15 protein-coding genes are annotated in these 15,253 nt (G+C 41.4%); 14 read left to right on the top strand and 1 reads right to left on the bottom strand.

Going from position 1 to position 15,253, the window contains the following annotated elements; genetic code table 11:
* Positions 1–7: 7 nt before the first annotated feature.
* From BM043_RS06135 to BM043_RS06190, 12 genes are all read left to right on the top strand, one after another.
* Entirely contained in the window at positions 8–355 is a 348-nt protein-coding gene (locus BM043_RS06135; RefSeq protein ID WP_092789814.1) for a hypothetical protein, read from the top strand.
* A gap of 70 nt (positions 356–425) precedes the next feature.
* Complete coding sequence (locus BM043_RS06140) at positions 426–917, top strand: hypothetical protein (RefSeq protein ID WP_092789816.1); 492 nt, start codon at positions 426–428, stop codon at positions 915–917.
* A gap of 148 nt (positions 918–1,065) precedes the next feature.
* Positions 1,066–1,503, top strand: coding sequence for a (4Fe-4S)-binding protein (locus tag BM043_RS06145; RefSeq protein WP_218144127.1), 438 nt, complete (start codon positions 1,066–1,068; stop codon positions 1,501–1,503).
* A 14-nt stretch (positions 1,504–1,517) separates the two neighbouring features.
* Positions 1,518–2,081 carry an NAD(P)H-dependent oxidoreductase gene (locus BM043_RS06150; protein ID WP_092789818.1) on the top strand — a complete coding sequence of 188 codons (564 nt, stop codon included), beginning with the start codon at positions 1,518–1,520 and terminating at the stop codon, positions 2,079–2,081.
* Positions 2,078–3,952 carry a monovalent cation:proton antiporter-2 (CPA2) family protein gene (locus tag BM043_RS06155; protein ID WP_092789820.1) on the top strand — a complete coding sequence of 625 codons (1,875 nt, stop codon included), beginning with the start codon at positions 2,078–2,080 and terminating at the stop codon, positions 3,950–3,952. The genes BM043_RS06150 and BM043_RS06155 overlap by 4 nt, the downstream gene beginning before the upstream one ends.
* 119 nt (positions 3,953–4,071) lie before the next feature.
* The gene (locus tag BM043_RS06160) at positions 4,072–5,604 is read left to right on the top strand and encodes a tetratricopeptide repeat protein (protein WP_143189483.1); all 1,533 of its coding nucleotides are present in this window, start codon (positions 4,072–4,074) and stop codon (positions 5,602–5,604) included.
* A complete protein-coding gene (locus BM043_RS06165; RefSeq protein WP_092789824.1) occupies positions 5,604–7,187 on the top strand; it encodes a glycosyltransferase family 2 protein in 1,584 nt (527 codons plus the stop codon). The genes BM043_RS06160 and BM043_RS06165 overlap by 1 nt, the downstream gene beginning before the upstream one ends.
* A gap of 10 nt (positions 7,188–7,197) precedes the next feature.
* Entirely contained in the window at positions 7,198–8,343 is a 1,146-nt protein-coding gene (locus tag BM043_RS06170) for a glycoside hydrolase family 26 protein (RefSeq protein WP_092789826.1), read from the top strand.
* Positions 8,344–8,653: 310 nt separating this feature from the next.
* The gene (locus BM043_RS06175; protein ID WP_092789827.1) at positions 8,654–8,902 is read left to right on the top strand and encodes an acyl carrier protein; all 249 of its coding nucleotides are present in this window, start codon (positions 8,654–8,656) and stop codon (positions 8,900–8,902) included.
* Between the two features lie 65 nt (positions 8,903–8,967).
* Positions 8,968–9,648 carry a CAP domain-containing protein gene (locus BM043_RS06180; protein WP_092789828.1) on the top strand — a complete coding sequence of 227 codons (681 nt, stop codon included), beginning with the start codon at positions 8,968–8,970 and terminating at the stop codon, positions 9,646–9,648.
* A 76-nt stretch (positions 9,649–9,724) separates the two neighbouring features.
* Positions 9,725–10,480: a hypothetical protein gene (locus BM043_RS06185; protein ID WP_092789830.1), complete on the top strand. Its 756-nt coding sequence runs from the start codon at positions 9,725–9,727 to the stop codon at positions 10,478–10,480.
* A 113-nt stretch (positions 10,481–10,593) separates the two neighbouring features.
* Entirely contained in the window at positions 10,594–11,697 is a 1,104-nt protein-coding gene (locus tag BM043_RS06190) for an MBL fold metallo-hydrolase (protein ID WP_245752965.1), read from the top strand.
* A 1-nt stretch (position 11,698) separates the two neighbouring features.
* On the opposite strand, the gene BM043_RS06195 is transcribed toward BM043_RS06190, so the two are convergent.
* Positions 11,699–13,078 carry an MATE family efflux transporter gene (locus tag BM043_RS06195; RefSeq protein ID WP_092789832.1) on the bottom strand — a complete coding sequence of 460 codons (1,380 nt, stop codon included), beginning with the start codon at positions 13,076–13,078 and terminating at the stop codon, positions 11,699–11,701.
* A 195-nt stretch (positions 13,079–13,273) separates the two neighbouring features.
* Here BM043_RS06195 and mnmA point away from each other — a divergent pair, with 195 nt between their 5' ends.
* Positions 13,274–14,485 (top strand): tRNA 2-thiouridine(34) synthase MnmA, encoded by a 1,212-nt coding sequence (gene mnmA / locus BM043_RS06200; RefSeq protein ID WP_092789833.1) that lies wholly within the window; start codon positions 13,274–13,276, stop codon positions 14,483–14,485.
* Between the two features lie 14 nt (positions 14,486–14,499).
* Complete coding sequence (locus BM043_RS06205) at positions 14,500–15,207, top strand: pseudouridine synthase (protein WP_092789835.1); 708 nt, start codon at positions 14,500–14,502, stop codon at positions 15,205–15,207.
* Positions 15,208–15,253: the final 46 nt, after the last annotated feature.

Here is a 15,253-nt window from a genome sequence, read left to right on the forward strand (position 1 = left end):
CCAAAAGTTGAAAAAGCAACTCCTATTTTTAACCCTTTTCCTTTCCTTTGGGATGGGTTGGATTGCTTTTTTCTCACCAGCTCAATCAGAGTTTAATAAAGAAAAAAGCCAAGAAAGTTTCTTAACCGAATCTTCGGGATTTTATTTGGGCTATGGGCTTGTTTCTGAGCGAAACTCCGTCTCTGAGATCCCCACGTTTAAAGTAGACTGGACCCAAGATGGCAAAATAAATTCCACTTGGTCCACTGAGTTTGTCCGATATCATCGGTTGATCGGATCAGAATTTTGGACTGCTGGTTCGGCACCACTTTTTGATGTAAAAATCCTTTTTCAGCAGTATTTCTATCCCTGGTAAATAAGGCGAGATTTTCTTTTGCCCTTTGGGCCTATCAACGCTTTCTAACATTTACTAATTAACAAAAAACATGATTGACATTGATTTGGCGACCCTTTTGGTGTCAGCCTTCTTCCTTATGGCATTTATTGCCCCATTTGCGATTCAGAGAAATAAACAAAATCAACTGGTAAAAAAGCAAGATCTGAGCTTTTTGGAACTTGCCGAAAAAATGAACCTTAAATTAACCAAAACAGAAAAATGGAGAAATCACTATCAAATCGGGATTGACCAAACTGAAAAAAAATTGATCTACAACCGATATGGTGATTTTCCAAGTCAGGAAGTAATCGACCTAAAAACGGTCAAAACCTGCTCTATAGATCAAAAGGTCAGAAAAGTGAAAGTAGGTAAGGAAAATATCGTCGTAACGGACTTTCTTGCCCTGACCTTGCACTTCACCAATCCTGATCAACCCAGCAAAAACCTGGAGTTTTACGATTCAGATCAATTTCCGGATATGGTAGGTGAAAAGGTTTTGATTCAAAACTGGAATCAAATCATTCTCCAGCAAATTCAATAAGTATAAAAAGCTGTACTGGGATTTCGCCTTTGAGGGAAACCAGTGCAGCTTTTTTTTAATTCATGGGAAGAAAGTAGCGTTTAGATAGAGGATAATTCGTCTTACTTTTGAAATATTTTTGGTAATATACATCAGTAAAAATTTTTGAATGATGGAAAAAGGTAAAATCAAAAAAGAATACTCCAATGGAGAAGTTGTGGTCACTTGGGAGCCTCATAAGTGTATCCATTCGGAAAATTGTTTCAAGGGTCTTCCTGCGGTTTTCAATCCAAATCAAAAGCCTTGGATCAAGGTGGAAGCTTCAAATACAGATGAAATCGTAGAACAGATCAAAAAATGCCCATCCGGAGCCTTGGGATATTACTTCGAAAATGAAATTGAGAACGAGGATAAGGACGAAAAATCAGAATTACTAGTAGAAGTCATTTCAAGTGGGCCACTGATGGTGTATGGAAAAATACAAGTCAAAATGGCCGACGGAAGCACTAAGCCCCAATATAAGGTTACTGCCTTTTGTCGCTGTGGAAGTAGTGAAAACAAACCGTTCTGTGACGGCACCCACAAAAAAATTGCATTCAAAGGATAAATAAGATTAAGCGCATGCGGAAGGTATTGATCCTATTTGCCCATCCAAAATTTGAGCATTCGGATGTTCATTCCAAATTATTAGCGGCCGTTTCCGGACTTGAAAATGTCGTCGTGAGAGATCTCTATGAGCTTTATCCGGATTTTCAGGTTCAGGTACAGCCTGAGCAGGAAGCCCTTTTTGATTCGGATGTGATCATTTGGCAGCATCCGATTTATTGGTATTCCTGTCCCCCTTTGATGAAGCAGTGGATAGATTTGGTGCTGGAGTATGGTTGGGCCTATGGAAAAAACGGCATTTACCTCAAAAACAAATACATTTTCAATGCAGTAAGCTCAGGAGGATCAGCCGATGTGTATTCGTCCGAAGGTCGAAACCGCTTTAGTTTGGAGACCTTTATGCGGTCATTTGAGCAAACTGCCTACCTCTGCAACATGCGATATTTGCCAGTATTTCACGTGGCAGGGACCCACAAGATCGACGCTATTCAACTCGGCCGAAAAGCAAAAGAATATCGGGATTTGATTCTGAAACTCCGGGACGAAGAAATTACGCTACCCTATATACAGAAGCCATGAACAGTTTTTTATTAATCGCAATCATTTTTATTTCTGCCGCCATTCTTTTTGTGCCAATCGCAAAAAAACTGGGAATGGGCTCCGTACTGGGCTATTTGATTGCAGGGATCGTAATTGGCCCGTACTTATTGGGATTTATCGAAAGTGGTGATCAGGGTCAGGACATCATGCACACGACAGAATTCGGCGTGGTGATTATGCTCTTTTTGATCGGGCTGGAACTCGATCCGGAGAATCTCTGGAAGATGCGGGATCTTATCCTTCGTGTCGGATTATTTCAAGTTTTGGTGACTTCTGCCTTGATTTTTGGATTCGCAATTTACCTTGACATTGATTGGAGAATCAGTCTTGCTGTATCGCTCTCAATGGCCCTCTCCTCAACGGCGATCGTTTTATCCTCTCTCAAAGAAAAAGGTCAATTGGGGAGCCCTGTGGGCAAAATGTCATTTGGTGTTTTGCTGATGCAGGATATCGCAGTCATTCCGATTTTGGCTATCATTCCCCTTTTGGCCACAGTAAGTGGGGATTTGGCTGCCAATTCTGAAGTGGAGGCTGGATTGATCGATAGTCTTCCGACCTGGGCGCAAACGCTTTCAATATTTGGAGCGATTGGAATCATCATTCTGCTTGGGAAATACGGTTTTGGACCATTGCTTAAATGGGTTTCAAAATCCCGCCTTCGCGAGCTTTTCACAGCTTCGGCGCTGTTGATTGTATTTGGAATCAGCTGGCTAATGCAAGTCGTAGGTCTGAGTCCCGCACTGGGAGCTTTCATCGCAGGAGTCATTTTGGCAAACTCTCCATATCGACATGCTTTAGAATCTGATTTAGAACCATTTAAAGGGTTGCTTTTGGGCGTATTTTTCATGGCTGTAGGTGCGACGATCAATTTCAATCTGATTATAGCAGATCCAGTGACCATTATTTCCATCACTTTGGGAATCATGCTGGTCAAATCTCTGGTTCTAATTCTGATCGGAAAACTCCGAAAACTTTCCACAGGTCAAAATTTAAGCTTCGCCATCGGACTTTCTCAGGTTTCTGAATTTTCTTTTGTGACCTATGCTTTTGCTTTGCAATTCGAGGTCATTGATATGAGTCTCTCCGATCAATTGATGGCTATTACGGCGCTGACGATGACCTTTACGCCATTGGCTTCATTGGCCTTGGACAAGTTTATCATTCCAAAATTGGAAAAAGAAGATCCAATCACTGGAAAAGAGGATGAAGTTATCCACGAAAAGAATCAAGTCATCCTCTTGGGATTTGGAAATTTCGGAAGTACGGTAGGTCGATTTTTAAGGGCCAACGGCGTAGAATGTACCATCTTGGATTATGATCCGGATCGAATTGATTTTTTGAGAAAAATGGGTTTTAAGGTCTATTTCGGTGATGGCTCTCAGGTCAATGTACTTAAAACGGCCGGAGCCGATGAGGCTAAAATTTTGATTTCAGCCATCGACACCCCTTCTCAAACCTTACAGGTCATCGAAATCTGCAAGGAGCATTTTCCCCAATTGGAAGTAATGGTACGTGCCAAAAACCGCTACGATGCTTACGAATTGATGGAAAACGGAGTACGAAATATCTATCGGGAGCATTTGGATACTTCTGTTCGAATGGGTGAAGATGTCCTTCGAAAGATGGGATTTCGGGCTCATACGATTCACCGTTTGGCCGCACAATTCAAAAAATACGATGAGGATTCCCTTCAGATTTTAGTCAATTTCAAAAATGACGAGGGCGAATACATCCAAAATGCAAAAAAACATATCGAGCAGCAGGAAAACCTACTTTCTGGAGAATTGATGAAAAAATTCTCATTGAATGATCACGCTTGGGATTCCGATTCTTTGAAGGAAGATTCTTAATTTTAATATTCTTAAAATAATTTAAGTATTTTTGACGGTATTCACCCAAAGAAAATATCCTCCCTCCTTTCCCTGAGTTGATATTTTACCAAAAGGACCCGCACTTATTTATGAAAATTATGCAAAGGATTAAGCCTCCTAGAGCACTGATAATCGTTGTTTTAAGTTTTTATTTCCTTCATTTTGCTCAGGGACAAAATTCAGAATTTTATCAAAAACTAACTCAAGCGGATAAACTATTAAATGAGGGTCAAATACAGGAAGCAATCCTAGTATTATCCAATCTTAAAAATCAGGGTATTCAAAATGAGGACCTCAGTAGACTCCTTGGTAAGGCTTATTATTGGTCCAAGGATTTTCCCAAAACAAAAGAGTTTTTTAAGCAAGAAATTAGCTCCAATCCGGAATTTCTGGAGCTTCAACTCGATTATGCACGAATTCGCTACGAATTCCAGGAATGGGAGGCGGCTGAGCAACTTTTGGAAGCGCTTTATCCAAAACTACCCAAGCACCCGGAAATCAACCAAAAACTTGCCGAGATCAATTACTGGACCGGAGGGAGTAAAGAAAAATCTCTGGAATTTCTGGAAAGGATTTTATCCGAATACCCCAATAATCCATCAGCAGGGCAATTAAAGGAAGAAATTATTTCACAAACTGCCCCCCTATTGTCTATTCAATCGGGATATTATTCGGATTCGCAGCCACTTCGCTATGGTATAATCGGAGGGAAATTCAGCGGCTATCAATCTTCTAAACTCCAGCCCTTCATTCGAATCGAAAATAGGTTTTATGCTGAAAACCAACGAATCAGCTTATTGGAGTTGGGAAATAAATTAGCCTTTCCCAGTTCTAAAACGACCTTGATATTAACAGGTGGATTGGTCCAAAATAGCAGGTTCAATGAATTGGATTTCACGTATGAAGCCTCTTTAGAACAAGGATTGGGAAAGGGATTTTTTGCCGGAGCTGCTCTCGGCAAAGAAGCATACTTGTACACCTTGGCTAGTTTGGAAGAGGTCATCAGTCCCAAATTAGCTCAAATAAGTCTTGAGCGAAAATCTGAGAATTCCTGGATGGGAAAATTTCAGGCAAATCAACGAACATTTGAATCGGATAATAAACTTCAAATGCTCAGCTTGTGGGTTTTAATTCCAATCATAAAATCACAGAGCGTTAAGTTTTATCTTGGCTACTCGGGTACTTTGGCAGATACCGATAGCGTGCGATTTGAAACGGTTTCCATGCCTAGTCCTCCTATTAGACCTAGTTTTGGCGAACTCATCCCCGGGGCTTATAGTCCTTATTTTACTCCGATCAATCAATCCATTCTTGGAGCGTTAGCTAAAATTTCATTGGATTTGGGAGAAAGTCAAAACATCAGCATCACGGGCAATTATGGAGTGTTTGCAGAAATATCCAATCCCAATATTTATTACTTCGGGCCTGAAACCCCAGGAAATGCTCCAATTAACACGGAAAACATGGTTTTACTTTTCAATACAGAAACTTATAACCCAGTCGAATTGAAATTTGAATATTCCAATACCTTTTCAGAGCGTACCAGCATCAATCTCTCCTATCAATACCAAAAAACCATATTTTTTGACAGCCATTTTGTAGCCTTTAATCTTAATCTAAAGCTTTACTAATGGACCCGATTTTTTCAAAACAATTCTGGAGTCAAAGCGAAGCTAAAGACGTTGGTTACTTTCAAAAGTTGATCCTTCTTAGTTTGGTGATCTCCGGGATAATTTCCATTCTGCGGTTTGCCGATTGGTGGTTTCGAGAGGAGCATTTGGGCAATCTTGCGCTTTTTGTGATTTTATCGGTCACGCTATGGTACGGGATGCTGCGTCTGATCATTATCTGGATCAATTACCTGGGGATAAAAAAACCTGAATTTAAGGAAGCGCCAAAAGGACTTTCAGTTGCGATTTTTACTACAAGTTCACCGGGCGAACCCCTTTCCATGTTTGAAAAAACACTGGAGGCATGCTCCAAAATCACCTATCCCCACACCACCTACTTACTGGATGATACGCAGGATTATCGTTTCCGTGAAGTTGCAGAAAAATACGGCGCCGTTTGGCTAGAACTCGTAGGCCTCCCAGGAGCCAAGGCAGGAAAAATTAATGCTGCCCTTCAACAAACCAAAGAGGAATTTATCCTGGTTTTAGATCCGGATCATGTTCCTTTTCCAAATTTTCTGGATCAAACCTTAGGTTTTTTCTCCGACTCAGAGGTGGGTTTTGTGCAGGTTTCCCAAGGATATTACAATCAATACCGATCCTTTACCGCTCAAGCCGCTGCTGAACAAACTTATACCTTTTATGGCCCCACACAGATGGGCATGCATGGATACAACTGTACGGTGGCCATCGGTGCCAATTGCACTTTTCGGAGAAAAGCCCTGGAATCCATCGGAGGACATGGGATAGGCTTGGCAGAGGATTTGGTGACTTCCATTAGAATTCATGCCGAAGGATGGAAATCAATTTATCATCCGGTCATAGTGGCTCGGGGATTGGTTCCAGAAGATTTTGGATCCTTTTGCAAACAGCAACTCAAATGGGCACGAGGAGTACATGAAGTGCTTTTTGATGAAGTCCCGAGACTGTTTGGTAAATTAAGTTTTTGGCAAAAACTATCCTATTTTACTATTGGGACCTATTATCTAGAGGGATTGGTTTCCCTAATTTATCTTTTGATTCCTTTTCTCTTCTTTTGGATGGACTTGCTGCCTGCCAAAATGTATTTCGTTGAATTTTTGGAGTTTGGATTTCCGGTTTTATTTTTTTCTACCGTCATCTACTTCTATGTGCAGCAATGGCTTTGTTTTCCAAAGGATGAATCAGGACTGCACTGGAGAGGGATGGTCATGAAATTTGCCTGCTGGCCCGTGTATCTGATGGGTTTTTTGCTTTCGTTAGTCAATAAAAAAATTCCGTACATTCCTACTGCCAAACAATCGGTAAGGGGGAAGATTTCACCTTTTGCAAAACCCTTATTGATTCAGGTAGTCATTTATCTGATTACAGTAGTTTATTTGATTTATACCCGCAAGTACAATTTGAATGAATTGGAACTGATCGAAACGGCTGAAATCACCTATGGAATGATGGCTTTTGCCACGATTCCGTTTCTGATGGCCTTGATGGGACTTTATGCGGTGTGGGAATCCAGCCGATTGAATCCCGAAAGTCCGTGGCAAAAAATCCCCAAATCCTCTTGATCTAATACCCATGAAATCACCCATAAAACGAATAGCATCAACTCTTTTTGTAATAGCGATTGCCTCCATTTTGCTCATAGGAATTGCTTTTGTAGGAAAAGAATCCACCGGACCTGTTGAGGATTTCTTTCGGGGAATCAGCGGTTCTGTTTCCAAATTGGAAGAGGATTACATTCTTAAAAAACGAAGTGAAACTAGAGCGGATAAATTGGATTGGTTGGCTGAATACAAGCAAAATTCAGACTTGCTGAAAAATCCTGATCCGGTTTTTTTAGGAGCATATGACAATCAAGCCATTCCTTCATTCCAACCAATTATCGATTTAGAAGACAGTTTAGGTGTGACTTTCCCCTTTATTCATTTTTATACCGCTTGGGGAAGCAAACGAGAACAGCGATTTCCAATTGAACAAATTCGGGCTATTTCCACCCTTGGATCCATTCCTTTCCTGACTTGGGAACCTTGGTTAAATGATTTCTCGGAAGAAGAAATTCCATCTTTGGGTTCATCCGAGGACAGGGATAAAAGCGGTCTAAAAGATATTGCATCTGGACTTTATGATCCCTATTTAATCCGATGGGCGAAAGAAGCGAAAAATACCCAAACGACCATTTTACTGCGGATGGGGCATGAAATGAATGACCCCTATCGCTACCCTTGGGGTCCGCAAAATAATCAACCTGAGGATTTCGTGGCAGCTTGGCGCCACGTGGTGAATTTATTCCGAGAGCAGGGAGCTGATAATGTACTCTGGGTCTGGGCACCGCATTTGGCTTATGGCTATTTTGAGGAATATTATCCCGGGGATGAATATGTGGACTGGGTCGGAACAGGAACGCTCAATTACGGAACGGTGGCTCCCTGGAGCGAATGGTGGAGTTTTGATGAAATATTTGCAAAATATTACGAAGAGTTTGCCGCGTTCAAAAAACCGATACTATTGTCTGAATTTGGATCTTTGGCAGTTGGTGGAAATCGTGCAGAGTGGTATGGTAAGGCTTTTGAGAATTTCCCCCAGCGTTTTCCACAAGTGAAAGCTCTTGTCTTTTTTCACAATAAAAATGATGCAACTACGACCTTTCAATCCTTAAATTGGTACATCATCAATGATTCGGAAACCTTATCGGAGATCAAGAAACAATTTCAAACCTGGTAATTGAATTTATTCCAAGTACATCACCTATTCGATGTTCTAATTGGTAAATGAGCCAAGCTATTTTCTACTTTTTAATCCAAACCCATGCGAATGATCGTAGTTTCTAAGGTTGGAATAGCGAAGCTTAAACTGAAAAGAAAAATCAGCTTATACTCAGATACTATTCATTTCATTAAAAAATGTAAAAATCAAATTATTTTGAATGGGTATGCAACCATTTTAAATTAATTGAAGTTTAACCCACAATGAATTATTTGTTAATTCGTTTAAAAACCAACTAATTATATTTGATATCTACAAATTCTCTGACATGAATCAGCATTTTTCAAGAATAAAAAAAGCCGTAGAAGTTTTTCATTCTTATGGAATATATGTCCATGGCCAGCGTAAAAATGATCATTTCATTCAAAAATTAAATATGGATCCCATTTTTGTCAATGGGTTGATTTTTGAATTGGAGTATCAGCTTCAGGTAAATCTGCAGGAAGAAAAAATCCAAAATGCCGGCACACCTAAAGCTCTAATCGACCTCCTACTCGACCTGCCTCGGGATAATTAAATTTTTGACCGAATACACTAAAAGCCGCATTTTGTCGTCTCTTTTTTGGAACGAATTGAGAATAAATGAAGCAGCTTATCCTGATATTTCTGATGCCCTTTTTCATTTTCCAAAAGGCATTGGGTCAGAATTGGAAGTCCCAAAACTATCAAAATCTTACTTGGGAGGATTTTTTCAATCAGCCGCAAGCCAATCAACCCATCGATTACCGGGATATAGATTATGGTCTTTTACATGCTGCAATTTATTATGCCACCAATGAGCAGCGAAGTCAACATGGCCTAGGTCCGTTAAAATATTCTTTTCGGATCGAGCAGCTATCCGCCTCGCATGCCTCGGATATGGTGAATTATAATTTTTATGGTCACTTCAGTACCATCCGAAATAAACGACTGCTCCGGGATCGATTTCAAATCGTCGGATTGAATCCAGGTCAAATTGCAGAAAACATCAGCAGTACGGCCGGTTTAGATTATGAATATGGACGACCTGTCGGGGCTCCGCAGTCACCGGGAGACTTTTACTATCGAAGCTCCAGTCAAGGCGAACCAGTACAGCGACATACTTATGCCAGCTATGCAAAAGAAGTCGTTAAGCTTTGGATGGATTCACCCGGACACCGAGCCAACATCCTAAGCCCATCTTTTCGTTATTTGGGTGTAGGATGCGCAGTTTATCCTGAGAAAAAGCTTTTTAATATGCCATATTTCATCAATGTGCAGTGCTTCAGCAATTCGATAAACTGACACAAATACGCTATTTGCCTTATTGCTAAAGCAGCCCCTTAAGTTGAGTTTTGGTGACACATCAAAATTCAACTCTATGAAATTCAACTCGTATTCTTTTCTTGTTCTTTTTGCGGTAGTAGCCTTTTCCATTAGCTCTTGCAGTGATTCGGACGAAAATCCACAAGATCAGCAAAGTAGCAACCCACTTCCTGATTTTGGGGACGCGGATGGAGTGATGGCTGCGATCAAAGCCAAATCCAATCTACCGGATGGAACCCCCTCTCTCCCGGGTATGGCAGACATTCTGATTGATGTCGCTAACGCTAATTTTTATTCTTCTCCCAGCGGAGGAACTTTGGTCAATGTCGGAGCCGTAAGCCTGAATGAGTTTGACCTTCAAAATGTAGGTGGAAATGCTTACATCAACAATTTCACAGATATTACCTTGGAAATTAATTCCGGTCAGACTAACAAGTGGTCGGTTACCGGAGATAATGGGTTTGCAGGGTTTACGCATACCACGACCAAACCCATGCCTGGCGTGGTCCGATTTCAAACCAGCGTACCGGAGGAATTTACACTAAGTGCAGGTGTGGAATTGAGCGTTCAGCAACTTCCTTCGGGAGTAGATAATTTATTGTGGGTGGTTTCTGATGGAAGCAAGGTGATTACCAAAGAAGCCCGTGCAACATCCGTCACTTTTTCAGCGAGTGAATTAAATGAATTATCCGCTTCTGGTACTGCCCTGGTGCAAGTAGCTGCCTACAACAGCGAAAGTCAGACCTTCGGAGGAAAGAAAATCTACTTTATCAATGAGACCGTGGATAGCAAATTTGTGACCTTGAACTAAAAGACAAGAATTTTTCATTTAGTCGATCCTTTTACTGTAGGGATCGACTTTTTTATGGGCAGTGAAACCTCTTGGAGAGTGATGGGGTTTAGACAAATAAAGAAACTCATCCCTTGAAAATTCCACGTCCTTTAAAAACCAAAATCGTCCTGATTCCTCTTCTGGCAATGGGGCTTTTATTTTCATTTTTTCTTATGCCAAGCAAAGACAACACGCTCAACTATACCGAAAATCCTTCACTCTCATACGCAGCCATTCCTGCTGTTTGGAAAGGTACTCCTCAATTATCTGATGGGACTTATCAAAATCTTTTTTATCCCTTTGAGTCCAGTCTTTGGGAGGTTTTGAAATGGAAGCTTTCCAAAAACCCCTATGCTGATCAAAAGGAAAAGGATGATAGAAGGCTGGAGTTACAGCAGATTTCCAATTTCAATCCAAACGGTCTCGACCAGCTGATTTGGTTAGGGCATGCATCTTTTTTGATTCATCTCAACGGAAAAACGATCATCACCGACCCAGTTTGGTTGGACAATTGGGTTTTGAAGCGAAACAGCGAACTTCCAATCGATCCCAAACAACTTCAACACATCGACTATATTTTGATTTCCCATGATCACAGAGATCACTGTGATGAGGAAACTATAAAACTGATTACTTCTCTCAATCCCAAGGTGAAGATTCTGGCGGGCCTAAATATGAAACCCCTGATTCAAGATTGGACTGGAAAATCTGTCCAAATCGAAGAAGCGGGTTGGTTTCAGCAATTCTCAGGAGATGCAGATCTTCGGATTACCTATGTCCCTGCCAGACATTGGTCCAGACGAGGACTATCAGATACCAATCAGCGACTCTGGGGAGGTTTTTATATTCAGACTTCTGAGAAGAGTATATACTTTATGGGGGATTCGGGCTATGGGCCACATTTCAAAATGATTAGTGAAACCATGGGCGCTCCAGATTATGCTTTAATGGGAGTTGGAGCATTTCGGCCAGAGTGGTTTATGAATGCCTCCCATACCAGTCCACAGGATGCGGGCAAGGCTTTTATCGAAATGGACGGCAAACATTTTATTCCCATGCATTTTGGTACTTTTGATTTATCTGACGAACCCCTTCTCGAGCCACTCGATATTTTAACCAACTCACCGGAACTTACCAATAACCGATTGGTGAATCCGATTTTGGGTAAAAATCTGCTTCAAAATCTTCCAGAGTAATCTATACTGCCACTTTTTTCCATTTTCCCCTTCGGAAAAAGAACAGGGCTACCAAGGCATGAAAGGAATGTGAAAAGGCAATGGCAATAAAAATTCCCAAGTATTCCATTTCCATGGGAAATGCTAAAAACCAAGCCAACGGAATTTCCAAAAACCATAGAACTCCAATATTGATATAAGCAGGAGTTTTTGTATCTCCGGCACCATTGAATGCCTGTGTCAAAACCATTCCCACAGCAAAAAACACATACCCCAAAACGATTACCCAGAGACCCTGTGCAGCAATATCCCTGACCTCGGGAATCTCGGTAAAAAAGCCGGCTAATTCGGAAGAAAACAGCAAGTAAATTCCAGTCACCGAAGCCATAAAAATCACACAATATCGAGTCGTCATCCAAACCGCCTTTTCGGCCCGCTCGACTTCATTGGCACCTAAATTCTGTCCGACTAATGTCGCTGCAGCACCCGAAATTCCCCAAGCCGGAAGTATCGTGAAAATCAATACCCGCATCGCTATGGTATATCCGGCCAAAGCTGCAGACCCAAATTCGGCATTCATCCGGGTCAGCGCAATCCATGAAACCGAGTCAATGAGAAACTGTCCCATTCCGCCTGCGGCAATGTCCATGATTTTTTTAATCGTTTGCCACTTGATTTTCATATGTCTGGCAGCAATCTGAAGTCTGTGCTTTCCATTAAACAAGTGGTATAATTGATAAACCACGCCCAAACTTCTCCCCAGTGTAGTCGCTATAGCCGCTCCTTCCAAACCATACCCTGCCCAGCTTCCTATCCCAAAAATCAAAATCGGATCCAATACTATGTTAAATCCATTGGCGATCCACAACGAGCGCATCGCATGATGAGCTTGACCCGCACCACGAAATGCTCCATTGATCAAAAAAAGTAGCATAATTGCCGAGTTACCCGCGAAAATAATCCTCGTATAAGATACGCCTGTATGGACTACTTGCTCCTCTGCCCCCATCAATCTCAGGACGTCTTCGGCAAAAACCCATCCTAACACGCCCAAAATAATGGAAATCACACCCCCTACGATCAAAAGCTGAAAGGCAACCGCACCGGCTTGATCGTATTCTTTCTCACCAAATCTCCGCGAAACCAAAGCCGTCGCAGCCATACTGATCCCAAATCCTACGGCATATACCAATACAATCACAGACTCGGTCAACCCCACTGTAGCAATGGCATGTTCACCCAACTTGGCCACAAAAAATATATCCACCACTGCAAAGGCCGACTCCATCATCATTTCCAGAATCATAGGAATGGCCAAAACCCAAATGGCTGTTTTCAACCCCAAGGTGGTGAAGTCCTGCTCTTTTCCAAGAATAGCGTCTTTGATGAGTTGAAAATTCATTTTGGGGAAAAATTTATCGACAGCAAAAATAAGCCAATGATTTCAGTTAAAATCATTTTCTACTATCATTAAAGCTCCTGAAAGTGACAAAAATTGTCAAGAATAATTTCCTTGAGACTTTGAACTGAATTGTAATCCCATCAGTTTTACATCCATCTAATCGAATGGACCTTGAATCCATTAATTGATTTGACTATGAAAAATAAAACACGAGTTGTAGTAGGATTATCCGGAGGAGTGGATAGTTCGGTAGCTGCCCATCTCTTGATTGAGCAAGGCTACGAGGTCATCGGCATGTTTATGAAAAACTGGCATGATGAATCCGTCACCATTTCCAATGAATGTCCTTGGATGGAAGATTCTACAGATGCTATGCTCGTAGCCGAAAAACTAGGAATCCCCTTTCAAGCCATAGATCTTAGCGAAGAATATCGGGAACGAATCGTAGATTATATGTTTTCGGAATACGAGGCCGGGCGCACTCCCAATCCCGATATTTTATGCAATCGGGAAATCAAGTTTGACATATTTTTAAAAGCTGCAAAGAAATTAAAAGCTGATTTCGTCGCCACCGGACACTATTGCCAAAAAAGTGAAAGCCAAGTAGATGGAAAATCGATTTATCACTTGATCGCTGGAGCTGATCCCCATAAGGATCAAAGCTATTTTCTTTGCCAGCTTTCTCAGGATCAATTGGCTAAAGCCCTTTTTCCCATTGGTCATCTACAAAAGTCTGAAGTAAGAAAAATCGCCAAAGAACTTGATCTAATCACCGCAGAAAAGAAGGATTCCCAAGGTTTATGCTTTATCGGAAAAGTGCGCTTGCCTGAGTTTTTGCAGCAGCAACTCAAACCCAAAAAAGGTCGAATCATCCAAATTCCAGATGATTTAAAAGAATTTGACCGTCTAAAGATCCCGGCAGGAGTCGATCTTTCCGAATTGGAGGATGAAGCGCTCGCTGATCTTGCTTTGCCCATCCATTATCAGGTGAATCAAGGAAAAACCGTCGGAGAGCACAATGGTGCCCATTATTTTACCGTCGGGCAGCGGAAAGGATTAAATGTGGGGGGAACCGGTAAACCACTATTTGTAATCGCAACCGATACGCAGGAAAATGTGATTTATACAGGTTTGGGTGAGGATCATCCGGGACTGCTACGAAATGCTCTTTTTGTCAAAAAAGATGAAATTCACTGGATAAGAGAGGATTTAAAATTGAATCCCGGTCAATCCTCTACCTATCAGGCTCGCATTCGATACCGTCAACCCTTATCAAATGTCACGCTAGTTCAGCGGGAAAATGGACTTTATGTGCTTTTCGAAGAAGACCAAAAAGGTATAGCTTCAGGGCAGTTTGTAGCATGGTACGATTCAGAGGAGTGTATTGGTTCAGGCACCATATTTTAAAAAGGCTATTTCATATGCTGGAGATAATCCATGAAGATGAACATCTCATCGCAATTAATAAGCCTGCCGGTCTTTTGGTCCACCGAACCTCAATAGCTGCAGAGGAACAATCCGAGTTTGCAGTTCAAAAACTACGAGATCAAATCGGCTCAAAAGTTTATCCAGCCCACCGAATCGATCGTCCGACTAGTGGAGTTTTGTTATTTGCAAAAAATCCCGAAAGCTTGCCACTACTGAAAGTTCAGTTTGCAGAGCGGTTGGTTTCAAAAAAATACCTTGCCTTGGTTCGTGGGTATTTATCAGAAAAAGAAGGGAGGATTAATTATCCCCTGGAAAATGAACGATCCAAAAAGCTTCAAGAAGCAATCACTGATTATAAAGTATTGGAGAAAATTGAGATTCCCTTTGACACCACGGGGAGATATCCAACGTCGCGCTATTCCCTAGTAGAAATGAGTCCCTTAACCGGACGCACCCACCAAATCAGACGGCATCTGGCACATCTTCGACATTACATTATCGGAGACAAAAAGCATGGAAACAACAAACAAAACCATTTTTTCTTCACACAATTTGGGCTTGAGAATCTACTATTACACGCCTATCAACTAGAACTTCAACATCCTTGGACCAAACAGGAAATGAGTCTCAAAGCATCAATTCCTGATCACTTTCGGACAATTTTAACCAAAATTGAAATGAATTCGGATCTTATTCAATGAGCGGTCTTTTCCTTTCTGCAAATTCCCTTAATTTGCTTTCAAACAA

The organism is Algoriphagus hitonicola (genome assembly GCF_900113375.1).
GTDB lineage: Bacteria > Bacteroidota > Bacteroidia > Cytophagales > Cyclobacteriaceae > Algoriphagus > Algoriphagus hitonicola.

Coding starts and splice junctions, on each gene's coding strand:
- BM043_RS06140 (WP_092789816.1), top strand. CDS start 426: ATGATTGACATTGATTTGGCGACCCTTTTGGTGTCAGCCTTCTTCCTT.
- BM043_RS06175 (WP_092789827.1), top strand. CDS start 8,654: ATGAATCAGCATTTTTCAAGAATAAAAAAAGCCGTAGAAGTTTTTCAT.
- BM043_RS06165 (WP_092789824.1), top strand. CDS start 5,604: ATGGACCCGATTTTTTCAAAACAATTCTGGAGTCAAAGCGAAGCTAAA.
- BM043_RS06145 (WP_218144127.1), top strand. CDS start 1,066: ATGATGGAAAAAGGTAAAATCAAAAAAGAATACTCCAATGGAGAAGTT.
- BM043_RS06185 (WP_092789830.1), top strand. CDS start 9,725: ATGAAATTCAACTCGTATTCTTTTCTTGTTCTTTTTGCGGTAGTAGCC.
- BM043_RS06205 (WP_092789835.1), top strand. CDS start 14,500: ATGCTGGAGATAATCCATGAAGATGAACATCTCATCGCAATTAATAAG.
- BM043_RS06195 (WP_092789832.1), bottom strand. CDS start 13,078: ATGAATTTTCAACTCATCAAAGACGCTATTCTTGGAAAAGAGCAGGAC.
- BM043_RS06150 (WP_092789818.1), top strand. CDS start 1,518: ATGCGGAAGGTATTGATCCTATTTGCCCATCCAAAATTTGAGCATTCG.
- BM043_RS06180 (WP_092789828.1), top strand. CDS start 8,968: ATGAAGCAGCTTATCCTGATATTTCTGATGCCCTTTTTCATTTTCCAA.
- BM043_RS06170 (WP_092789826.1), top strand. CDS start 7,198: ATGAAATCACCCATAAAACGAATAGCATCAACTCTTTTTGTAATAGCG.
- BM043_RS06160 (WP_143189483.1), top strand. CDS start 4,072: ATGCAAAGGATTAAGCCTCCTAGAGCACTGATAATCGTTGTTTTAAGT.
- BM043_RS06155 (WP_092789820.1), top strand. CDS start 2,078: ATGAACAGTTTTTTATTAATCGCAATCATTTTTATTTCTGCCGCCATT.
- mnmA (WP_092789833.1), top strand. CDS start 13,274: ATGAAAAATAAAACACGAGTTGTAGTAGGATTATCCGGAGGAGTGGAT.